This is a genomic window from Phytohabitans aurantiacus (assembly GCF_027923225.1).
GTDB lineage: Bacteria > Actinomycetota > Actinomycetes > Mycobacteriales > Micromonosporaceae > Phytohabitans > Phytohabitans aurantiacus.
In genome coordinates this window covers 21,485-41,933 of sequence record NZ_BSDI01000035.1, presented here as the reverse complement: position 1 = coordinate 41,933, position 20,449 = coordinate 21,485, and the positions used below count along the sequence as shown (strand labels likewise).

21 protein-coding genes and 1 pseudogene are annotated in these 20,449 nt (G+C 70.4%); 18 read left to right on the top strand and 4 right to left on the bottom strand.

The annotated features are described in order from the left end of the window. The first annotated feature begins 14 nt into the window (after positions 1-14). From QMG73_RS30025 to QMG73_RS30015, 4 genes and pseudogenes are all read left to right on the top strand, one after another. Entirely contained in the window at positions 15-434 is a 420-nt protein-coding gene (locus tag QMG73_RS30025) for a phage tail protein (protein ID WP_281901259.1), read from the top strand. After that, positions 431-787: a hypothetical protein gene (locus tag QMG73_RS30020; protein ID WP_281901257.1), complete on the top strand. Its 357-nt coding sequence runs from the start codon at positions 431-433 to the stop codon at positions 785-787. The genes QMG73_RS30025 and QMG73_RS30020 overlap by 4 nt, the downstream gene beginning before the upstream one ends. A 17-nt stretch (positions 788-804) precedes the next feature. Further along, positions 805-954, top strand: a pseudogene (locus tag QMG73_RS46495) (DUF6760 family protein); the annotation flags it as partial. Next, positions 947-1,408 (top strand): phage tail protein, encoded by a 462-nt coding sequence (locus QMG73_RS30015; protein WP_281901255.1) that lies wholly within the window; start codon positions 947-949, stop codon positions 1,406-1,408. The pseudogene QMG73_RS46495 and the gene QMG73_RS30015, both read left to right, overlap by 8 nt. A 244-nt stretch (positions 1,409-1,652) precedes the next feature. Here the strand turns inward: QMG73_RS30015 and QMG73_RS30010 are convergent, their stop codons facing one another. Together QMG73_RS30010 and QMG73_RS30005 are read right to left on the bottom strand one after the other, a co-directional pair. Continuing rightward, positions 1,653-2,096, bottom strand: coding sequence for a hypothetical protein (locus QMG73_RS30010; protein WP_281901253.1), 444 nt, complete (start codon positions 2,094-2,096; stop codon positions 1,653-1,655). Between the two features lie 38 nt (positions 2,097-2,134). Then, positions 2,135-2,602, bottom strand: coding sequence for a hypothetical protein (locus QMG73_RS30005; protein WP_281901251.1), 468 nt, complete (start codon positions 2,600-2,602; stop codon positions 2,135-2,137). Between the two features lie 394 nt (positions 2,603-2,996). On the opposite strand from QMG73_RS30005, the gene QMG73_RS30000 reads away from it, so the two are divergent. Genes QMG73_RS30000 through QMG73_RS29960 form a run of 9 tightly spaced genes read left to right on the top strand, consistent with a single transcriptional unit; the run spans position 2,997 to position 12,852 of the window. Beyond that, on the top strand, positions 2,997-4,706 hold the full coding sequence (locus tag QMG73_RS30000; RefSeq protein WP_281901250.1) for an eCIS core domain-containing protein: 1,710 nt from the start codon (positions 2,997-2,999) through the stop codon (positions 4,704-4,706). A gap of 2 nt (positions 4,707-4,708) precedes the next feature. Next, a complete protein-coding gene (locus QMG73_RS29995) occupies positions 4,709-5,395 on the top strand; it encodes a CIS tube protein (RefSeq protein ID WP_281901248.1) in 687 nt (228 codons plus the stop codon). Further along, positions 5,388-7,058, top strand: a complete 1,671-nt coding sequence (locus QMG73_RS29990) for a VgrG-related protein (protein WP_281901246.1) — start codon at positions 5,388-5,390, stop codon at positions 7,056-7,058. Before QMG73_RS29995 ends, QMG73_RS29990 begins: the two co-directional genes overlap by 8 nt. Positions 7,059-7,071: 13 nt before the next feature. Further along, a complete protein-coding gene (locus QMG73_RS29985; RefSeq protein WP_281901245.1) occupies positions 7,072-7,455 on the top strand; it encodes a PAAR domain-containing protein in 384 nt (127 codons plus the stop codon). After that, positions 7,452-7,862 carry a GPW/gp25 family protein gene (locus tag QMG73_RS29980; RefSeq protein WP_281901244.1) on the top strand — a complete coding sequence of 137 codons (411 nt, stop codon included), beginning with the start codon at positions 7,452-7,454 and terminating at the stop codon, positions 7,860-7,862. Before QMG73_RS29985 ends, QMG73_RS29980 begins: the two co-directional genes overlap by 4 nt. Beyond that, entirely contained in the window at positions 7,859-9,817 is a 1,959-nt protein-coding gene (locus QMG73_RS29975; protein ID WP_281901242.1) for a putative baseplate assembly protein, read from the top strand. The genes QMG73_RS29980 and QMG73_RS29975 overlap by 4 nt, the downstream gene beginning before the upstream one ends. A gap of 13 nt (positions 9,818-9,830) precedes the next feature. Next, a complete protein-coding gene (locus QMG73_RS29970) occupies positions 9,831-10,469 on the top strand; it encodes a phage tail protein (protein ID WP_281901241.1) in 639 nt (212 codons plus the stop codon). Further along, positions 10,462-11,466, top strand: a complete 1,005-nt coding sequence (locus QMG73_RS29965; RefSeq protein ID WP_281901240.1) for an NADase-type glycan-binding domain-containing protein — start codon at positions 10,462-10,464, stop codon at positions 11,464-11,466. The genes QMG73_RS29970 and QMG73_RS29965 overlap by 8 nt, the downstream gene beginning before the upstream one ends. A 3-nt stretch (positions 11,467-11,469) precedes the next feature. After that, a complete protein-coding gene (locus tag QMG73_RS29960) occupies positions 11,470-12,852 on the top strand; it encodes a COG1470 family protein (protein ID WP_281901239.1) in 1,383 nt (460 codons plus the stop codon). A 10-nt stretch (positions 12,853-12,862) separates the two neighbouring features. Here the strand turns inward: QMG73_RS29960 and QMG73_RS29955 are convergent, their stop codons facing one another. Continuing rightward, a complete protein-coding gene (locus QMG73_RS29955; protein ID WP_281901237.1) occupies positions 12,863-13,954 on the bottom strand; it encodes a cellulose-binding domain-containing protein in 1,092 nt (363 codons plus the stop codon). A 378-nt stretch (positions 13,955-14,332) separates the two neighbouring features. Here QMG73_RS29955 and QMG73_RS29950 point away from each other — a divergent pair, with 378 nt between their 5' ends. The 5 genes from QMG73_RS29950 to QMG73_RS29930 are packed head-to-tail and all read left to right on the top strand — an operon-like array spanning position 14,333 to position 19,913. Continuing rightward, positions 14,333-16,060, top strand: a complete 1,728-nt coding sequence (locus tag QMG73_RS29950) for an ABC transporter substrate-binding protein (protein WP_281901235.1) — start codon at positions 14,333-14,335, stop codon at positions 16,058-16,060. 33 nt (positions 16,061-16,093) lie between these two features. After that, positions 16,094-17,089 (top strand): ABC transporter permease, encoded by a 996-nt coding sequence (locus tag QMG73_RS29945; protein WP_281901233.1) that lies wholly within the window; start codon positions 16,094-16,096, stop codon positions 17,087-17,089. Continuing rightward, positions 17,086-18,051: an ABC transporter permease gene (locus tag QMG73_RS29940; protein WP_281901232.1), complete on the top strand. Its 966-nt coding sequence runs from the start codon at positions 17,086-17,088 to the stop codon at positions 18,049-18,051. Before QMG73_RS29945 ends, QMG73_RS29940 begins: the two co-directional genes overlap by 4 nt. Before the next feature lie 3 nt (positions 18,052-18,054). Beyond that, positions 18,055-19,005 (top strand): ABC transporter ATP-binding protein, encoded by a 951-nt coding sequence (locus QMG73_RS29935; protein WP_281901230.1) that lies wholly within the window; start codon positions 18,055-18,057, stop codon positions 19,003-19,005. Next, the gene (locus QMG73_RS29930; RefSeq protein WP_281901228.1) at positions 19,002-19,913 is read left to right on the top strand and encodes an ABC transporter ATP-binding protein; all 912 of its coding nucleotides are present in this window, start codon (positions 19,002-19,004) and stop codon (positions 19,911-19,913) included. Before QMG73_RS29935 ends, QMG73_RS29930 begins: the two co-directional genes overlap by 4 nt. Here the strand turns inward: QMG73_RS29930 and QMG73_RS29925 are convergent. Next, complete coding sequence (locus tag QMG73_RS29925) at positions 19,904-20,446, bottom strand: DinB family protein (RefSeq protein ID WP_281901226.1); 543 nt, start codon at positions 20,444-20,446, stop codon at positions 19,904-19,906. The two genes, QMG73_RS29930 and QMG73_RS29925, sit on opposite strands and share 10 nt — an antisense overlap. Positions 20,447-20,449 lie beyond the last annotated feature (3 nt).

Here is a 20,449-nt window from a genome sequence, read left to right as displayed (position 1 = left end):
CGATGCCTGACCTGATGACCACTTTCAGCTTCGTGCTGGAGGTGGACGGCGTGGAGATGGCCAGCTTCCGCAAGTGCTCTGGTGTCGAGGCGGAGACCGAGACGATCGAGTACAAGGAAGCCACCAAGGACGGCAAGATGATCATCCGGAAGGTGCCGGGCGCGATGAAGTGGAGCGACATCACGCTGGAGCGCCGGATCGACGAGTCGAAGGCGCTGTGGGAATGGCGCCAGCAGGTCGAGGACGGCGTCATCGACGACGCCCGGCGCAACGGGTCGATCGTCATCAAGGACTCGACACACACCGAGGTCGCCCGCTGGTCCTTCGACATGGGCTGGCCGTCCAAGTGGACCGGCGCGGAGCTCGACGCCGGCAGCAACGAGATCGCCACGGAGAAGCTCACTATCACGCACGAAGGGCTGCGGCGGGAATGAGCCTGCGCACCGAGTACCCCTTCACCCTGCCGAAGGGTTACGTCGACGACCACGGCACGCTGCACCGCACCGGTGTCATGCGACTGGCGTGTGCGCGCGACGAGATCGAGCCGCTGCGTGATCCGCGGGTCAAGGAAAATGACGCGTACGCCACCGTCATCGTCCTGGCCCGCGTGGTCACCGAGCTCGGCACCGTCGCGCGCGTGTCGACGAAGACGATCGAGTCGCTGTTCGTCAGCGACTTCTCCTACCTGCAGGACCTGTACCGGATCATCAACTTCCAGGACCCCAGCATCCTGGAGGCGATGGAGCCAGGGACCCCTTTCCCGATGGAGTCGGCGGAGGTGGCCTAGGGCACTACTCGCACGACGAGCTGTGGCAGGAGATCGCCTACCTCGCGTACCACCTGCACTGGACCTTCGACAGCCTGCTCGACCTCGAGCACGGCGACCGGATCAGGCTGCTGCAAGAGGTCGGCGGGTTGAACGAACGCGCTTGGCAAGGAGTCCAGGGTGGCTAACGCGGCACGCACCATCGACCCACCGTTCGTGGGGAAGTTCAAGTTCGAGGTCGGCCCCAAGCCGATCGGCTACTTCACCGAGGTGTCGGGGCTCTCGGTCCAGATCGAGGTCGAGGATCTGGCCGAGGGCGGGCAGAACGCGTACACCCACAAGCTCATGGGGCGCATGAAGTGGCCCAACCTCATCTTCAAGCGTGGACTCACGGATACCAACGCGCTCTTCGACTGGCTGATGCAGTTCTCCGGCGAGGGATTCACCAAGGCGGGAAACAAGGTCACGCCGCTCGACGGCACCGTCAGCGTGCTCAACGCGGCCGGCGAACCGGTCCGCACCTGGTCGTTCTTCGACGCGCGACCGGTCCGGTGGAGCGGCCCCAAGCTTGCCGCCTCGTCGCGGGAGCTGGCGGTCGAGGAGTTGGAGGTGTGCCACTGTGGCTTCCGTTCCAACGCCTGACCCGCTCGCGCGACGGCTGCGCCTGCGCCTTCGCCGCACGATCGGCACGGTCACCCGCCTGCTGCGCCGCCGCACCCTGGCGGCGCAGCACAGTCCACTCGCCCAGTCGCCCCTACCGGGCCAGGCCGCTCACGTCGTCGGCGCGCTGGCGGTCCGTCCACCATTGATGCTCACCGCGCATCGTCCCGCGCTTGGAGGCGCCGGGGCGATCGGCGCCACCGCGGCCGCGGCGCGAGCCGTGCGCCTATTGCCGCCCGCGGGACCCGCGATCGGCGCGGGCATCGCGGGCCACCAACCCATGCGACCACCGCCGATGGCCGGCGCCCGCGGCGCGGCTTCCGCAGGCGCGGCTTCTTCCAGCGCCGTCCTCGGCGGCGGCGCTCGTGGCAGCGGTGCGGTCGGTGGCGGCGCTCTCGCCGGCGGCGCTGTTCGGGGCGGTGGCGCCCTTGGCGGCCGCGCCCTTGCGGGTGGCGCGGTTCGCGGCGGTGGCGCCCTTGGCGGCCGCGCCTCTGCGGGTGGCGCGGCTCGCGGCGGCCGCGCCCTTGCGGGTGGCGCGGCTGGCGGCGGTGGTGGTTCGGTAGGTGGGCGGCGGGTCGGGGGTGGGGTGCCTGGTGGCGCCGCGCTCGGGCGCGGCGGCGCGGCGGCTGGCGGAGATCTTGAACGTTCGTTGTCGCCAGGGCAGCAACAAGTGTTCAAGATTGCGACCGGCACGCCGCTCGCGACGCGTCAAGCGAGTGTGGCGGCGTTCCGGCCGCCACAAGGTGCCGGCGATCTGCCGGTGCTCGGCGGGGCCCTGCTGCCGCCGGGTACCACGCCCGACCCGACAGGTGCCGTCCAGATGAGCCCGCCCCGACCAGCGAGCGCCATCCGGTCCGAGACACCGTCGCGGCCCAGGCCAGCGCCGGCGGCTGACCGCGCGGGTTCCGGCCACCGCGAGGCCACCAGCCAGCAGCGTGCGGCGGCCGGCTTGCCTGGCACTGCGGCCCGATCGGCGTCGCTCGCCGGCCTCCATGCGCAGCGCCCCACCGGAGCGCGACCCGCGGCACGGCCGGCCTCCGGCTCGGCATCCCGGTCCGCGAGCGCGCCACTGACCCGGTCCGCGACCGCGCCACTGACCCGGTCCGCGACCGCGCCACTGACCCGGTCCGCGACCGCGCCGCCGACCCGGTCCGCGAGCGCGACGTCCGCACCCACGAGCGCCGAGCCGTCCGCCGGCTTCGGAGGCTCGCGTCGAGGTATCGCACTTCCGCGCCAGGGGGCGGGTCAAGACAGACACTCGGCGGGTAGCGCCGGGCCTGCGGGCGTGGCCGGCCAGATGCCGCTCGGCCGATCGGCGAGCCTGTCCTGGTCCGCGAGCGTGGCGGGGGACGCCGCGGTCCGGCCGGGGGCCGCCACCTGGCTCGCACCGGCCAGCCGCTCCGTCGCACCGGCTGCCGGGCTCGCATCAGGCGGCCGCTCCATCGCGCCAGCCGCTTGGCTCGCATCGGGCGGCGGTTCGATCGCGCGAGCTGCGGCCGAGAGCGCGCCGGGCCCGTCTGCTACCGGTGGCGCCCCGGTCCGGCTCGGACCGGCGTCGCGGGGCGGCGGCTTGCCCCGAACACCGGCCGGCGGCGGAGCCACGGCCGGACTGGGCTCGCTCGCCGGAATCGGCGGCCTGGCAGCCCACCTGGCGCGGCGCGCCGCCTCCGCAGACCCACGCGTGCCGGGAGACGACCCCCGCGTCCCGGGAGGCGACCCGCGCGTGCCGGGAGGCGACCCGGCTGGCTCGGGTGCGTGGGGCGGCAGCTCGGGTGCGCTGGGTGGCTGGGGTGGCCTGGCGCGCGGCGGCGGCCGGGTCGGCCTGGGTGCGCGCGGCGGTGGCCTGGGTGCGCTGGACGGTGGCCCGGCGGGTCGCGGGGCTGGGTTTGGCAGCGGGCTGGCTGGTGAGCTTGGCGTGCGCGGTGGTCTGGGAGTGACGGCCGCGCGTGGTGGCGCGGCGAGCCTTGGTGGTGCGCTGGCTGGGCGCGGTGGCGTCGCTGGGCGCGACGGGGCGGCGGTGCGCGGTGCGGTAGCTGGGGCGGCGGTGCGCGGTGCGGTAGCTGGGGTGGCGGGGCGCGGTGAGTTGGCTGGGCGCGGTGGCGTCGCGGGGCGCGATGGGGCGGCGGTGCGCGGTGCGGTAGCTGGGGTCGGGGGGATGGCCAGGCGCGGGGACGGGGCTGGGCGCGGTGTCATGGCAGGGCCGGCGGCGGCCGGGACCGGCCGGCAGGGCAGCGCGCGCGACGCTGGCGGGGGCACGGGGGCCGCGAGCCCGCCGATCCTGCGGCGTGCCACCTCGCCCTCGGTGGAGCAGTCCGCGGACGTCGTGGGTGGGTTGCCGGTGGCGGGCGGCAAGGGCGAGACCCTGTCGCCGCAGCGGCGGTGGGAGGCGGCGGTGGCGGCGCGCCCGCTGGAGGCGCCGCAGGCGTTGCCGGCACGGTTCCACGCGCTCGCGTCGGCTGTCACCGGTACGGCGCTGCCGCCCCGATACACCACTGGGCCGGCGACGCGGCACGCTCTCGCGTCGGCGGGTGCGCTCGGCGCGACCACCGGTTCGGTCGTACACCTGCCGGCGCCACCGGCGCGCGTACCCGCATCGGTGCTCGCGCACGAGTTGTCGCACGCGCGGCAGCCCGTACGCCGGCCGCGGTTCCTGCTCGCCTCGATGTCCGGCGCGATCGATGACGACGAACGCGGCGCGCTCGCCGCCGGCCGCGGCCTTCTGACCAACGGAGCGAACGGCGGCGGCCTTCTCGGAAATGGAGCGAACGGCACGCACGGCGCCTCGGGCCCGGAGACCGGTGCCGGCCTGGTCGATCGGCTGCCGGTCGGCGGTGGCGTCGGCGCCGTGGGTGCCGTGACCGAGGTGGCCACGCGCGCGGCCCGGGCGGCGGTCATCGAGGCTGGCGCCTCGCCCTTCGGCGGCGCCGGAACAGGCGGCCCGGGACTGGACGGCATGGGACCGGGCGCGATGGGACCGGGCGGGATGGGACTGGGCGCCATGGGACCGGGCGGCGCGGGGTTCGGTGCCCCGGCCGGCGGCTTCTCCGGAGGTGGCGGCAGCGGCGCGCCGGCAAGCCCGCCCGACGGCAGGACGAGCGGCAGCACGGGCGGCGGGACAGCGACGAGCGGCGTAGACGCGGAGACGGCAAGCGGCGCCGCGGCCGCAGGGACGAGCGGCGGGAACGCGGGGGTCGACATGGACATGGTCGTGGAAGCGGTGGAGGAGCGGCTGTTGCGCGAGATCGAGCGCCGCGGCGGCCGGTGGGCGGGGGTGTTCTAGAGATGGCTGGACCCGACGAGGTCGCCGGACCCGCGAAGGCGCGCCTGCGCATCGAGGGCGGCGGCGAGATCATCTGTCTGTTCAACCCGGCGGAGTTGACGATCACTAAGTCGAACACGTGGAACGCCGCGGAAGGCAAGGGACGCAACGCTCCCGAGCTGCGCTTCCAGGCGGGCCAGCCGGGCACCATCGCGTTGAGTCTCACGCTCGACACGACCGACGAGGGCACCGACGTCACGAAGCACACGACGAAGCTGCTCGACCTGCTCAAGGTGAACCCCGCGCTGCCGGGCTCGGATACCAGTCGCAACAAGGCGCGCCCGCCGTGGGTCGAGTTCCACTGGGGCACGCTGCACTCGTTCAAGGCCATTGTGGAGCGACTGCAGATCAAGTACACGTACTTCGCCAGCAGCGGCATGCCGTTGCGCGCCAAGGCCGATCTGAGCCTCAAGCAGTGGATGGACGACGGCCTGCTGCCGTTGCAGAACCCGACATCCCATACGCCGACCCTGCACACCATGCACCGCGTCGTACAGGGCGAGACGCTCGATCGGATCGCCGCCGTGCACTACGCGGACTCGACCCGGTGGCGACTCATCGCCGAAGCCAACTCGGTGGTGGACCCGCTCGCCGTGCGGGCCGGCTCGCTGCTGGTGATTCCCGAGCTTCCGGTGCGTCGCCGTGGCTGAGCAGAAGCGCCTTGACGGTGTCGTGCTGACCGTGGACGGCCGGCCGCTCCCGCCTGACATGTACGCGAACCTGACGCTCGCGAGGGTCGAGGAGTCGGTCCAGTTGCCGGACTTCTTCGAGCTGCGCTTCGACGACCCACACTTCGAACTGTTCGATCGCGCGATGTTCGCCGTCGGTACCAGAATCGAGGTCGCATATCGCGCGGAGGGCGACCCGGTCGTGGTCACGGCCGGCGAGGTGACCGCGATGGCCGTGGAGCAAGGGGGTGCGGGCCGTCACGAGCTGGTGCTGACCGGGCTCGACCTGACTCACCGCCTCGCCCGCGTGCCGAAGTCGCGCAGCTTCCAGCGCGTGACCGACGCCGACATCGCTTCTCGCATCGCGGGCGAATACAGCCTCACGCCCGATGTGGACGGCACCGGCGAGGTACACGACTACGTGTTGCAGGCGAGCGAAAGCGACTACTCGTTCCTGCGCCGGCGCGCTGGCCGGATCGGCTTCGACTTCTGGATCACCGAGCAGACGTTCCACTTCAAGAAGAAGCCCGCCGGCGCCGGCACGCCACCGCCGCTGAAGTGGGGCCAGAACCTGCGCCGCTTCAGCGTGCGGTTCGCGTCGGGCGAGCGCTGCGACGAGGTACAGGTGCGCGGGTGGGATCCGCTGGGCAAGCGGGCCGTCACCGGCCGCGCCACGGAAGGAGATCCAGGCACCGACGCGCCGGCCGCGCTGGAGATGGCGGCGTCCGCGCGGCAAGGTTTTGGCATGGTACGCCGTTCGGCCGGCCAGTTTCCGGTGGCGGACCAGGCACAGGCCGACGCGTTGGCGCGCTCGTTCCTGCTACGCACCTCCGGCGGCGAGGTGGTCCTTCGGGGCGAGGCCGTCGGCGATCCGCTGATGGGCGCGGGCGGCGAGGTGCGCATCGAGCAGGTGGGCGCGCGCCTGACCGGCAAGTACCGGGTCACGAGCGTCGAGCACGTCTACGGCGCCGGCCGCCCGTACGTGACGCGGTTCGTCTGCGGTGGCAAGGAGTCGTCGGGACTGGCCGACCTGATCGGTGCGGCCGGCGGCGGCGGGCTGTCGAACGGCGGCGTGGAAAGGCGTTCGTGGGGGAGCCTCGTCATCGGCATCGTCACCAACAACGCCGACCCCGAAAAGTTGGGCCGGGTAAAGGTCACGTTCCCCACACTGTCCGAAGAGGACGAAAGCACGTGGGCGCGCGTGGTGACGCCGGGCGGCGGCCCGAAGCGCGGCATGCAGTGGATTCCCGAGGTCGACGACGAGGTACTGGTCGGGTTCGAGCTCGACGACAAGACCCGGCCGGTGGTCTTCGGTGGACTGTGGAACAGGCAGGACCCGCCGCCGGAGCCGGACCCGTGCGCCAACGGGGTGGTGCAGTCGCGGGCGCTGGTCAGCAGGGGTGACTCGCGGCTCACGATGACCGACGACCCGACGCCTTCGGTGCACCTGTCGCTGGGCGGCGACACCTGCCACGTACACCTGGAAAAGACCGAGTCCAAAGTGACCGGTGAGCAGAAGCTGGTCATCTCGGCGACCCAGATCGAGATAAAGGCGACGCAGAAGCTCGCGCTGAGCGCCGCACAGATCGAGGTCACCGCGAGTGGTCCGCTGACCGCGTCCGGCAAGCCCATCAAGCTGAACTGAGGAGGGGAGAGCGATGACCCAGCCGGTGGCCCGCCAGAACGACCAGGTCGTGGCGATGGACACGCACATCGTGATCACGCCGGGCGGCCCGTCGCCGGTCCCGTTGCCGTTCTCCGGCCCGCTGCTGATGTCGCTGTCGCCCGACGTCTTCGTCAACGGGCTGCCGGCCGCGATCGTCGGCAGCATCGCGCAGAACACGCCGCCGCACATCCCGCCGCCGGGCACGTCGTTCAGCAAACCACCGACCAACCTCGGCCGGGTCATCATCGGCGCCCCGGCCGTACTGGTCAACGGGCAGCCGCTGGCCCGCCTCGGTGACACGGTGATGACGTGCAACGACCCCGTGGACCTCCCGGTCGGCAAGATCGTGGTCGGCTCACCGGACGTGCTCGCATGACGGACAACGGCGACTTCGTAGGCAACGGCTGGGGATTCCCGGCCGCCATCTCGCGTTCGGGCGCGGTGCGCCTGTTCACGGGCTCGGAGGAGCTCGACGGCGCCATCCGGATGATCCTGTCGACGATGCCGGGCGAGCGGGTCATGCGCCCGGACTTCGGCTGCGCGATGTGGCACCTGGTCTTCTCGCCGCTGACACCGACCACGCTCGGCATGATCGAGCAGGCGGTGCGCGAGGCGCTGGAGCGCTGGGAGCCGCGGATCAGGCTCGACCAGGTCACCGCCGTGCCCGAGCAGGCCAGCGGCGCCGTCTTCATCGAGATCGCGTACCGAGTGCGCACCACCAACGACACCCGCAACCTCGTCTTCCCCTTCTACACGATCCCCACCGAGGAGCGAGCGTCATGAGCCTTCCCGCGCCGAACCTCGACGACCGGCGCTTCCAGGACATCGTCGACGAGGCGAAGCGCCGCATCCCGCGCCACTGTCCCGATTGGACGGACCACAACGTGTCCGACCCGGGCGTGGCGCTGATCGAGCTGTTCGCGTGGATGACCGAGATGACGCTGTACCGGCTCAACCAGGTGCCGGACCGCCTGTACATCAAGTTCCTGGAGCTGGTCGGCGTCGAGCTGTTTTCGGCCGTGCCGTCGCGCGCGGACCTGCTCTTCACGCTGACCGCGCCGCGGCAGGACGCGATCCGGATACCGGCCGGCAGCCAGGTGAGCACCGAGCGCAGCGGCGACGAGGAGCCGATCATCTTCCTCACCGAGTCCGACCTGCGCCTGGTGCCGCCGCAGCTGGTGGCGTGCCTGACGCCGACCGGCGACCGGTACGAGGACCGGTGGGACGACCTGCGCCGCGCGGCCACGTCGGTGCGCCTGTTCTCCACGCTGCGCCCCGACGAGGCGGTGTACTTCGGGTTCGCCGAGTCGGTGGCCTCGCACCTGCTGCGGCTCGACGTGACCACCGGCCCGGAGGGCGCCGGTGTCGACCCGCGCCGCCCGCCGCGCTGCTGGGAGGCGTGGGACGGCCGGGAGTGGCGCGACGTGCGCATCCTCGACGACACCAGCGCCGGGTTCAACAGCCCCGGCCAGGTGACGCTGCTCATGCCGCCGCGCCACGAGACGCTGGCGCTCGGCGCCCGGCGCGCGCACTGGCTGCGGTGCCGGTTGACCCGGCCCGAGCCCGGCCAGCCCGAGTACCGCAACCCGCCGCAGCTGGAGTCGCTGTCGGTCGTGGCGCTGGGCGGGGCGGTGACGGGGTACCACGCGGAGCCCGCGCCCGCCGAGCTGCTCGGCACCAGCGACGGCAAGCCCGGCCAGGTGTTCCAGGTACGCCGCGTGCCCGTGCTGCCGCGCCGTCCAGATGAGACGGTGCGGGTGGTGCTGCCCCGGCACGACCGCGCGACCGACCCGGAGGAGCAGACCTGGTCGGAGGTCGCCGACCTGGCGGACGCGACCGAGGACGACCGGGTCTTCACGTGGTCGGGTGCCTCCGGCGAGATCCGTTTCGGGCCGCAGGTGATCGACCGGGACGGCCGGGTCAAGCAGCACGGCACGATCCCGCCGATCGACGCGCAGGTGTGGGTGACCGGCTATCGCTTCGGCGGTGGGCGGCGCGGCAACGTGGCGGCGAACCGGCTGACCGTACTGCACACGTCGATCCCGTTCGTCGCCTCGGTGACAAACCTGGACCCGAGCCGCGGCGGCGTCGACCCGGAGACCGTGGCGAACGCCAAGCTGCGCGGACCGATGCTGTTGCGCGGGGCTCGCCGGGCGGTCACCGCCGAAGACGTGGAACGGCTGACGCTGGACGCGGCACCGGCCGTCGCCCGGGCGCGCTGCCTGCCTCCGGAGAACGCCGGTGATCCGGCGCGGCTGCTCGTCATCCCGCGCGTCGACGTGCCGCCCGCCCAGCTGGTGCTCGACGACCTGATCATCCCGCCGGAGCTGGAGGAGCAGATCAAGGCGTACCTCGAACCGCGCCGGCTGCTCACCATGCGGTTGCGCGTCGAGACGCCCCGGTACCAGGGCGTGAAGGTGGCCGCCGAGGTGCGCGCCGAGCCGGGCATGCGCCCCGAGACCGTGCGCGAGCGCGCCGAGCAGGCGCTGTACGAGTACATCAATCCGCTGACCGGTGGGCCGGGTGGGCAGGGCTGGCCGTTCGGGATCGACCTGCAGCTCGGCGACGTGTACGGGGTACTGCACGGCGCGCTGGGCGTACAGGGCGTGGAGGCGGTGCACTTCATCACCGCCGACCTGCGCCGGGAGCGGGCCATCGAGCAGGTCGACCAGCGGGTGCGGCTGCAGCCGGGCGCGCTGTTCATGTCCTTCCAGCACAGGGTCGAGGTACGGCAGTGACGGAGGTTGGGCGATGAGCTGGCTGGTCGAGCAGATGCCGCGGGCGATGGCGGCGGATCCGGTACTGGCCGGGTTCGCCAGCGCGTTCGAAGAGGTCGCCGACACCGTGCTCGCCCGCGTCGACAGCATCGAGTACCAGGTCGACGCCGGGCTGGCGACGCCGGAGATGCTCCAGTTCATCGCGTCCTGGTTGGGGCTGGTACTGGAGCCGACCGACCCACCCGCGTACCGCAGGGCGCTGGTGCGGCAGGTGGGCCGGCTGCTCGGCTGGCGCGGCACGCGGTACGGCGTCGAAGGGCTGCTGGAGGCGGCGACCGGCGCGCGGGTGACCGTATCGGACGGCGGTGGCGTGTACGGGATACGCGATGAGGTGCCGCCGGCGGACCCGGTGGTGCGGGTGTCTCTCGATCACACCGGCCACCTGAGCGAGCAGCAGGTGCGCGGCTTTCTGGAGGTCGAGTTGCCACTGGGCGCGCAGGTCGAGCTGGATGTGCGGTACCCACAGAGCCCGACCCGCGGCCGCGCCAGCGTGCGCGCGTTCCCACCGCAAGGCGCGGCGCCGGGCACCGCGAGGGGCCGGGCGCGGCCGCCGCAGCCACCACAGCAGCCGCCGGAGGCGGCGCCCGGAGAGGGAGGAGCGGACGGTGGCTGACGCGCCAGCCGGCCGGCAGACGGTGGCGTGCCCGGACTGCGGCACGCCCGTCCGGCCGGACCGCGAACGGCTCTGCCCGACCTGCGGGTACCCGCTGGTGCTGCTGCGTTCCGCGCCCGTGGACTCGGAGGCGGGCCCGGCGCGCGTGCCCGGCGAGCAGGGCGAGGCGACCGACGTGTTGCGCACGGACCTGTTCGGGCGCGGCGCGACCACAGTGGACGATCGGCCCGCCCTCGGGCTCGACGAGGTGGAGTGCCCGCGCTGCCGCGAGCGCAACCCGCTGGAACGCATCCGTTGCCAGCGCTGCGGCCTGGAGCTGCAGGGCCGGCGCCCGACGCCGGTGGCGGCGCCGCCGCTCCCGGAGCCGGTCATACCGTTCGAGCCCGAACCGCCGAGGCCCAGGCGAAGCAACCGGTGGATGATCCCGGTGGGCTGGGCGCTGGTGATCGCGGCGGCCCTGATCGCGGCGGCCGTGTTCTTCGCCAACCGGGGCCCTGATCCGAACCAGTCACAGGAGCAGGATCCACCCGCTGGCGGTGGCGGGTTGGTGCGGGTCGCCCAGCAGGACATCCAGGCCACCGCGTCCAGCACGCTCCCCAACGACCCGCGCTTCAACGTGCTGAACACAGTGGACGGTAAGAACGGCACGACGTGGCAGAGTGACGGCAAGCGACTGCCCAGCAACGTCGGCGTGAGCCTCACGTACCGGTTCGCCCGAGAGATGCAGCTGGCCCGCATCACCATCGTCAACGGCGACGCGCGTTCGGAGCGGGACTTCACGAACAACGAGCGGGTACGGCGCCTGCAGGTGCGCGCCGGTTCGTGGGTGGCGAGCTGGGAGCTGAAGGACACCGTGGATCCACAGTCGATCGACGTCGACGCGGGCGGGGTGTCGGCGGTGACGCTGGAGGTCGAGGCGACCTACCCGGGCACCACGTTCAAGGATGTCGCGATCTCCGAGGTCATTTTCGAAGTACCGGATGGAAGTGGGGGCTAGGCGATGGCGGTGCCGTTGCGGGTGACCGTGTCGATCGAGCGGATCGACGCGGCACCCGGCGACACGTTCAACTTCGACGTGACCGTGCGCAATACCAGCGACATCGTCGAGCACTACGTCGTCGAACTGCTCGGCTTGCCCGCCGGCGCCACGTGGCGGGCCGAGCCGGATGTGGCCAAGCTCCGGCCCGCTGAGAGCGCCACCGCGGCGGTGCAGCTCTCGATACCCGTGCAGGCGCCGGCCGCCGCTGGCCTGTACACGCTCGGTGTGCTCGTGCACTCCAAGTACCGGGAGGAGGTGTCGCGCTGCGAGGAGCTGCCACTCGCGCTCGCGGCCGTCGACGACGTCACCGTTCGTGTCGAGCCGGAGGTCGCGACCGGCGGCCGCAGCGCCCGGTACACGGTCCAGATCACCAACGGGAGCAACTTCGGGGCGCGGGTCGCGCTCGGCCTGTCGGACCCGGAGCAGCGGGTATCGTCCACATTCGACCCGCCGGTGCTCGACCTGCCGCAGGGCGTGACGGCGCACTCGTTCCTGAGCGTGCGCGCGCCCATCCCGTGGAACAAGGAGAAGCAGCGGGTCCTCACCGTCGAGGCCGCGGGCGGTGGCGTACGGGGGAAGGGCACGGCCACATTCGTACAGCGGCCCCGGTTCGCGTCGAAGCTGGTGCGCACCGCGGGCATGCTCGGCGCGGTGCTCGTCGTGGCCGGCGCCGTGCTGGCGGCGGCCCTGATCGCGCGCGCGGGCAACGACGACAAGGAGCAGCAGCAGGCCGGCAACAACCAGACGCCGCTGGTCCCGACGTCCGCCGCACCGGCACCGGCGACGTCGGCACCGCCATCGCCGAGCGAGAGCCCGAGCGCCGCGGCCACGAGCGCGCCGGCGCAGTCGCCGACGGCGGCACCGGTCGCCGATCCGATCACGGTCGACGTGACGCAGCCCTTCGGGGATCCGGCGAACGGCGTGCTGCCGGCTGACGCGTTCCGCAGTTTCGACCTTGCGCTGACCGGGCGGCCCGAGCGCAACAGCCCTGACGGCTGCGACGACGCCAAGTCCGTGGCGGTGACGGGTGACGCCACGAACGGCCGGTCGCTGTCCGCGTCGCGGCAGGACGACGCGACGGCCTGCAAGGCGGTGCCGGTGAGCATCGAAGGGCTCCGGGACATCGTCGCGATCCAGGTGGTCGTCGCGGGGGACGACCGGCGGCAGATGGAGGTCTTCTACAAGAACGGAAACCGGAGCATCCAGGACGACCTGATCCTCACGACCGAGGAGCGCCGCGGCGAGATCGACTTCGTGGTGGTGCGAGGTGTACCGGATGGTGCCGGCGACGATCCGCCACCGGCCGCCATCCGCACCATCCGGTACATCCCCGGTAGCGGCTGAACAGGACGGCTCAGTTCAGGAAGCTGCCGTACGGCCCGTTGAGCATCCCGTTCTTCTGGGCCTGGCTGAAGTGGGTGTTCGGGTAGTTGTAGAACGACGCCGACATCGGGGTGCCGTCGGTCGACGACGAGTCCGGCAGGCCGAACGCGTGGCCGAGCTCGTGCACCATGCCGCCGTACCAGCGGTTCATGTTGCCGCCGATGCCCGCGGCGCCGTCGGCGTCGTGACCACTGAGGATCACCCAGCCACCGCCGCCGCCACCGCCGGAGCAGGACGCCTCGGCGCTGATCTCACCGACGTTGATCCAGCGGCTGTCGGGGGCGCGCAGGTTGAGCTTGCGCATCAGTTCCTGCTGCATGTTGAACACGACCCACCAGTAGCACTCGTTGCCGTTTGGCGTGTTCTCGTACCAGGAGCGCGGGTGATCGCCGTTGACGACCTCGACGACGGGGTTGTTGAGGCGGAACGTCTTACCCAGCTCCTGCTGGTAGTACCGCTGCGCCTCGCGCATCACGTTGGCGATGCCGTCCGGGTAGCGCTGGTCGTACTGGACGTCGGTGGGCTTGAGCCAGTACACCCGGATTGTGCCGTTCGGCGGCGTGGCGGGCGGACCGGTGGTGGGCGGCGGGCTGGTCGGTGGCGCGGTGGTGGGCGGCGGTGTCGTGACACCCGGCGTGGTGGGCCCGGTGGTCGGCACGGGGCCGTTGCAGGCCACGTTGTTGACCGAGAAGTTCGTGGGCACCGGGTTGCTCGAACCGTTCCACGAGCCGTTGAAGCCGAAGGAGACGCTGCCGTTGGTCGCGACGCTGCCGTTGTAGGTCGCGTTCGTGGCCGTCACGGCGGCCCCGCTCTGCGTCACGGTCGAGTTCCACGCCTGCGTGACCGCCTGGCCGGCCGTGAACGACCACCGGATGGTCCAGCCGTTCAGCGGGTCGCCGAGGTTGGTGAGGTTGACGCTGCTGGTGAACCCGCCGGGCCACTGCGACCCGATCGTGTACGTGACCCGGCACGCGGTCGCGGCCGCCGCTGGGCCGGCCGTGGCGGTGGCGAACGCCGCGGCGGCGAGCCCCATGGCCGCGGCGGCGGCGAGTAGTCGTTTCATCGGCGTCTCCTTGGGAGGGTGGGGCAACCAGCGGTGCACCGCTGGCGCGGTGGGGTACCGTCACGTCCCGCCCGGTGACGCGATCTAGCAACACATCTACCGCATCTGTTCGATGCCTGTCAATGAATACGGCGCCGGTCGAGCTGGACCGAACCGGTTAAGTTGACCCGTTCGCAGGTATCAATTTCGCAGACAAGGGCGGGGTGGTCTTGACGGCTGTCCATGCCCCATGTTTCGCTGACGTAACTTACGCGGTTCAGCAATCCCGTCAAACGTATCGATCAACGACACAATCGTCCGTGCCGGGGCGCAGCTTCCGGCTGGGCGCGCGTGCGCGTACCCATCCATCACCCCCACGCACGAGGAGGACGTACCCCGATGCGAACCCGACCTCGATATATCGCCGCGCTGTTCACGGCGGTCCTGCTGGCGACGACGGCCTGCGAAGGCGGCGACAGTGGATCGAGTGGCAACTCTTCCAACGGCGGCCAGTACCCGCGCAACGAGACGCTCTACACGAGCGGCAGCGCATGGGGACCGCCCACCACGTGGAACCCGATCGTGCCCGGCTACGCCACCGGCACCGTCGGCCTGGTCTACGAGCCTCTCTTCATCTTCAACCCCGAGAAGCTCGAGCTGGAGCCCTGGCTCGCCGAGAAGGGCGAGTGGAGCGCCGACAACAAGACCTACACGGTCACGCTGCGCGATGGCGTCAAGTGGAGCGACGACAAGCCGCTGACCGCTGACGACGTCAAGTACACCGTCGAGCTGGGCAAGATCAAGGCGGTGCCGTACAGCAACCTGTGGAACTGGCTCGCTAGCGTCGAGGCCACCGACCAGCGCACGGTGAAGTTCACCTTCTCCGACCCGCGGGTCCAGGAGTGGGAGAACTGGCTGTACGAGAACGCGATCGTCCCCAAGCACATCTGGGAGTCGCGTTCCGAGGCCGACATCACCACCCACAAGAACGAGAAGCCGGTCGGCAGCGGGCCGTACGTGTACCAGGCGCACGCCCAGGACCGCATGGTCTGGAAGAAGAAGGACGGCTGGTGGGCCGAGAAGGCCCTCAACCTGAAGGTCGCCCCGACGTACGTCGTCGACATCGTCAACTCCAGCAACGAGGTGGCGCTGGGCCTGCTCACGTCGGGCCGGCTCGACCTGAGCAACAACTTCCTGCCCGGCGTGGCCAACCTGCTCAAGGGTGACTTCAAGGTCAAGACGTACTACGCCGAGCCGCCCTACATGCTGTCGGCCAACACGGCGATGCTGATCCCGAACACCACCAAGGCGCCGATGAACGACGTCGCCTTCCGCAAGGCGCTCGCCGAGTCGATCGAGGTCAAGAAGATCGTCGAAGGCGTGTACGGCAACATCGTCAAGGCGTCGAACCCGACGGGCCTGCTCCCGGTCTACGACCAGTACGTCGACCAGGCCACGGTCTCCTCGTCCGGCTTCACGTTCGACACCAACAAGGCCAAGGCCACGCTCGCCGCCGCCGGCTACAAGGACACCAACGGCGACGGCAAGGTCGAAGACAAGGCCGGCAAGCCGATTAGCCTCAAGCTCATCGTCCCGTCGGGTTGGACCGACTGGATGGAGGCGGCCCGGGTCATCGCCGAGGGTGCGCAGGCCGCTGGCCTCAACATCGTCGCCGAGTTCCCGGACGCGGCCGCGCTCGACGACGCCCGCACCGCTGGCAAGTTCGACCTGCTCCTCAACAACTGGACCGGCGTCAGCAACACGCCGTGGACGTACTACAACTACCTCTTCCAGATGCCGGTGCAGGCGCAGCAGTTCAGCGCCAACTTCTCGCGGTACCAGAACCAGGCCGCGTGGGAGCTCGTGCAGAAGCTGTCGCGTACGCCCAGCAGTGACCCGGCGTACAAGACGACGATCGCCGAGCTCCAGAAGATCCAGCTGACCGAAATGCCGGCGATCCCGCTCTGGTACAACGGCATGTGGGCGCAGTACACCGAGTCCGCCTGGACGAACTGGCCGTCCGAGGCCGCCGGTGCGCCCAAGGACTTCCCCAGCACATGGAACAACATGTGGGAGCTCGGCAGCATCAAGATGCTGACCCAGCTGAAGCCCGTCTCGTCGAAGTAACCAGCCGCACGGGAAAGTGAGGGGAGGGCGCGCGTGCGCCGGTACTTCGCGAGAAAGGTAGCGATCTACCTGCTGACGTTCTTCGTCGCGGTGACGCTCAACTGGCTGATCCCCCGGTTCATGCCGGGAGATCCGGTCCTGCGGATGCTCACCCGGACGTCAGTGTCCAATCCGGACGCGATCGCTCCGATGCGGGAGTACTACAACAACGTGTTCGGCCTGGACGTGCCGCTCTGGCGGCAGTACCTGAACTACTGGGCCGAGTTGTTGCAGGGCAACATGGGTATCAGCGTGTGGCTGTTTCCCGCGCCGGTCACCGAGGTGATCCTCGACGCGGTGCCGTACACGCTCGCCCTCCTCATCCCATCCATCCTGTTGAGCTGGTACGCCGGCAACAAGGTGGGCGCGCTCGCCGCCCGCCGCAAGTGGCTCGACAACACCGTGCTGCCCCTCGGGTACGCGCTCACGGCCACGCCGTACATGTGGATCGCGATCGTGCTGGCCTGGAGTCTCGCGATCATCGCGGGCGTCTTCCCGGTCGCCGGCGGCTACAGCTTCGACCTGCAGCCGTCGTGGTCGCTGGTGTTCTTCAACAGCCTGATCCAGCACTGGTTCCTGCCGTTCCTGTCGCTGTTCCTGGTGGCGTTCGGCGGCTGGGCCATCGGCATGCGCAACATGATCATTTATGAGCTGGAAGCCGACTACGCCAACTACCTGGAGGCGCTCGGCGCGCCGCGCCGGCTGATCCGCCGGTACGCGTTCCGCAACGCCCTCCTGCCGCAGCTCACCGGCCTCGCGCTTCAGCTCGGCGTGCTGGTGGCCGGCGCGCTGGTCACCGAGATCGTGTTCGGGTATCCCGGCCTCGGGCGCCTGATCCTCATGGCGATCCAGAACCAGGACTTCTTCCTGCTCCAGGGCGCCTTCCTGTTCATCGTGATCGGGGTGCTGATCGCGAACTTCGTGATCGACATCGTCTACGTCCTGGTCGACCCGCGTACCCGGACCGGCATGACGGGAGGCGCCGCATGAGTGACCTTGCCCCTGCGGCACGGGAGGAGGCCGCGCCGGCCGCTGGCGGCGAAGCGGTCTCGGCACCCGCGGTGCCGGTGGCCGCCGGCCCGGTCGCGGCCGCGCAGCCCGGCGCGCGCCGCACCCGCGACGCGCTGCACTTCGCGCTGCGCAACAAGAAGGTCGTCGGCGGCGGGATCGTCGTCCTGGCCTTTCTCGCGCTGGGCCTGATCGCGCCGCTCTTCTACGACTACGGCCACAGCGAGTACGTCGGGCCGCAGAGCAGCGGACCGTCGGGCGAGTACTGGTTCGGCACGACCACCTTCGGGCAGGACGTGTTCCTCCAGTTCGTGCACGGGATCCGGTCCACGTTCCTGGTCGGCCTGCTCGGTGGCGGGCTGGCCGCGCTGATCGGCATGACGATCGGCTTCGTGGCGGGATACGTGGGTGGCCTGGTCGACGAGGCGCTCAACATGCTCACCAACATCGTGCTGGTGCTGCCCGCGCTGGCCGTACTGATCATCCTGCACACGTACATCGGCATCACCAGCGTCCCGTCGCAGGCCCTCTTCATCGGGATCTTCTCCTGGCCGTGGGTGGCGCGCGCGGTGCGCGCGCAGACGTTCTCGCTGCGTACCCGCGACTTCGTCGACCTGGCCCGGCTGAGCGGCATGGGCTCCGGAGCGATCATCCGGCGCGAGATCGCGCCCAACATGAGCTCCTACCTGTTCATGACGTTCATCCTGCTCTTCGGCGGCTCGGTGCTCTTCGCCGCCACCCTCGACTTCATCGGGCTCGGCCCGACCGGCGTGATGTCGCTCGGCCTGATGATGAACAACGCGGTGCACTGGAGCGCGCTCCAGCTCGGCCTGTGGTGGTGGTTCCTGCCGCCAGGGCTGGGGATCACCGCGATCGTCGGCGCGCTCTACATCATGAACGTCGGGCTCGACGAGGTCTTCAACCCCAAGCTGCGGGAGATGTGAGGCATGAGCCTGCGGGTCGACAACCTGAAGGTGTACTACCGGACGCTGCGCGGCGACGTGAAGGCCCTCGACGGCGCGACGTTCACCGTGGCCGACGGCGAGATCATGGGGCTGGCGGGGGAGTCCGGGTCGGGCAAGTCCACATTGAGCAAGAGCCTCATCCGCCTCGACACCCGCATGCGGCTGGTCGAGGGCGGCGTCGAGCTCGACGGCAAGCCGCTGCCGATCGGCGACCAGGACGCGATGAACGCGTTCCGGTTCAAGGAGGTCTCGCTCATCCCGCAGTACGCGATGAGCGCGCTCAACCCGACCCGGAAGATCGGCAAGATGATCTCCGAGTTGCTGGGTGCGCGGGGCGTCAAGTACAGCGAGATCAAGCCTGAGCTGGAGCGCCGGCTCGACCTCGTTGGGCTCAAGCGGGAAGTTCTCAACAACTACCCGATCGAGCTGTCGGGCGGCATGAAGCAGCGGATGGTTCTAGTACTGTCCACATTGCTCAATCCAAGCCTGCTCATCGCCGACGAGGTCACCTCCGCGCTCGACGTGTCGACCCAACGGGCGGTGGCCGAGACGCTGGTGGAGTTCCGCGATCGCGAGTTCGTCAAGAGCATGATCGTGGTCACGCACGACATCTCGCTGGTGTACCAGATCGCCGACACCATCATGGTCATGTACGCCGGAAAGCTCGCCGAGAAGGCGCCCGCCGATGTGGTGGTCAACGCGCCCCGGCACCCGTACACGCAGCTCCTGATTTCGTCGTTGCCCGAAGTCGGCGTCCGGTACGCGGACCGCAAGCTGGCGGGCATCCCCGGCAGCCCGCCAGGGCTGCTCAACCCGCCGGCCGGCTGCCGGTTCCGCGACCGGTGCCCGCTGGCGTTCGCGCGTTGCGTCGAAGAGCCGCCGTTCGTCGAGGTCGACAAGAACCACCACGTCGCCTGCTGGAAGGCCCAATGAGCATGCTGTCGCTGGAACGGGTCACGAAGAAGTACCGGGTCGGCGCCTTCGGCGGGCGCGAGCTGACCGCCGTGCGCGACGCCACCTTCACGGTCAAGCCGGGGGAGGTCGTGTCGCTGATCGGCGAGAGCGGCAGCGGCAAGACCACGATCGGTCGCATGGTGTTGCGGCTCGCGTCGGTGAGCGGCGGCAACATCATGTTCGACGGCACCGACGTGTCGAGGCTCAAGGGCCGGCGGCTCGCCGGGTACTACAAGCGGGTGCAGGGCGTCTTCCAGGACCCGTTCAGCACCTACAACCCGATCTTCAAGGCCGACCGGGTGCTGCACACCATCCGGCCGACCTTCTTCCCCGACGTCAACGCCGCCGAGTGGCGCAAGCGCATCGACACCGCCCTGGAGTCGGTGCGGCTCGATCCCCGGCAGGTGCTCGACAAGTACCCGCACCAGCTCAGCGGCGGCCAGCTCCAGCGCATGCTGATCGCGCGGGCGCTGCTGCTCGACATCAAGCTGCTGGTGGCCGACGAGATCATCTCGATGCTCGACGCCTCGACCCGCATCGACGTGCTGAACCTGCTCGCCGACCTCAAGGCGCGCGGGCTGGGCATCCTGTTCATCACCCACGACCTGTCGCTCGGCCACTACATCAGCGACCGGGCGGTGATCCTGCGCAGCGGCACGGTGGTCGAGATGGGCAGCACCGACAAGGTCTTCGGCAACCCGCGCCACCCGTACACGCGAACCCTGCTGTCATCGGTGCCGCAAATGCATCGCAAGTGGACGCGCGCCGACATCGCCCGCACGATCGACGGCCGATGCGCCATCCACGACGGCGGCGACTGCGCGAGCGACTCCGAGTTGGTGGCGGTCGACGACGACCACCTCGTGGGGTGCGCCGCTCAGAAGTAGCCCTTGCCCCCGTCGACGAGCTCGCGCACCACGTCGAGGTGACCGGCGTGCCGGCCGGTCTCCTCGACCATGTGGATGAGCATCCAACGCAGGTTGGCGGCGGCCGAGCGGAAGTCGGGGTGCTTGCCGACGTCGTCGAGCGAGTGCGCCGCCACGATCTCGTTGGTGAGCCGGCACTGCTGGTCGTACTCGTCGAGCAGGCGCGCGAGCGGCACCCCCTCGACCATGAAGTCGCGGTCTTCGACCTCTTCGTCGAACTGCGGCCCGGTCGCGGGCCGGCCCAGGAAGAGCACCTCGAACCAGGTGAATTCGACCCAGCGCAGGTGCGAGACGAGGCCCGCGACCGTCATCAGCGGCGAGCTGGGCAGCACCGACCGATGAGCGTCCTCATCGGACAGTCCCTCGCACTTCCAGTGCACGATCGCCCGTTGCATGTCGAGCCAGCCGACCAGCGCGGTGCGTTCGTCGGCGGTGAAGGGCGGGCGTTCGCGAGCAGGCGGCATGGTGCGGAACGCTACCTGCGCCTTCTCCATGGA

Excerpts from the sequence above, each read along its gene's own strand:
- QMG73_RS29975 (WP_281901242.1), top strand. The coding sequence starts at position 7,859 with ATGAGCCTTCCCGCGCCGAACCTCGACGACCGGCGCTTCCAGGACATC.
- QMG73_RS29935 (WP_281901230.1), top strand. The coding sequence starts at position 18,055 with ATGAGCCTGCGGGTCGACAACCTGAAGGTGTACTACCGGACGCTGCGC.
- QMG73_RS29925 (WP_281901226.1), bottom strand. The coding sequence starts at position 20,446 with ATGGAGAAGGCGCAGGTAGCGTTCCGCACCATGCCGCCTGCTCGCGAA.
- QMG73_RS30020 (WP_281901257.1), top strand. The coding sequence starts at position 431 with ATGAGCCTGCGCACCGAGTACCCCTTCACCCTGCCGAAGGGTTACGTC.
- QMG73_RS29960 (WP_281901239.1), top strand. The coding sequence starts at position 11,470 with ATGGCGGTGCCGTTGCGGGTGACCGTGTCGATCGAGCGGATCGACGCG.
- QMG73_RS29995 (WP_281901248.1), top strand. The coding sequence starts at position 4,709 with ATGGCTGGACCCGACGAGGTCGCCGGACCCGCGAAGGCGCGCCTGCGC.
- QMG73_RS29970 (WP_281901241.1), top strand. The coding sequence starts at position 9,831 with ATGAGCTGGCTGGTCGAGCAGATGCCGCGGGCGATGGCGGCGGATCCG.
- QMG73_RS29980 (WP_281901244.1), top strand. The coding sequence starts at position 7,452 with ATGACGGACAACGGCGACTTCGTAGGCAACGGCTGGGGATTCCCGGCC.
- QMG73_RS29955 (WP_281901237.1), bottom strand. The coding sequence starts at position 13,954 with ATGAAACGACTACTCGCCGCCGCCGCGGCCATGGGGCTCGCCGCCGCG.
- QMG73_RS29950 (WP_281901235.1), top strand. The coding sequence starts at position 14,333 with ATGCGAACCCGACCTCGATATATCGCCGCGCTGTTCACGGCGGTCCTG.
- QMG73_RS30025 (WP_281901259.1), top strand. The coding sequence starts at position 15 with ATGACCACTTTCAGCTTCGTGCTGGAGGTGGACGGCGTGGAGATGGCC.
- QMG73_RS29940 (WP_281901232.1), top strand. The coding sequence starts at position 17,086 with ATGAGTGACCTTGCCCCTGCGGCACGGGAGGAGGCCGCGCCGGCCGCT.
- QMG73_RS29930 (WP_281901228.1), top strand. The coding sequence starts at position 19,002 with ATGAGCATGCTGTCGCTGGAACGGGTCACGAAGAAGTACCGGGTCGGC.
- QMG73_RS29985 (WP_281901245.1), top strand. The coding sequence starts at position 7,072 with ATGACCCAGCCGGTGGCCCGCCAGAACGACCAGGTCGTGGCGATGGAC.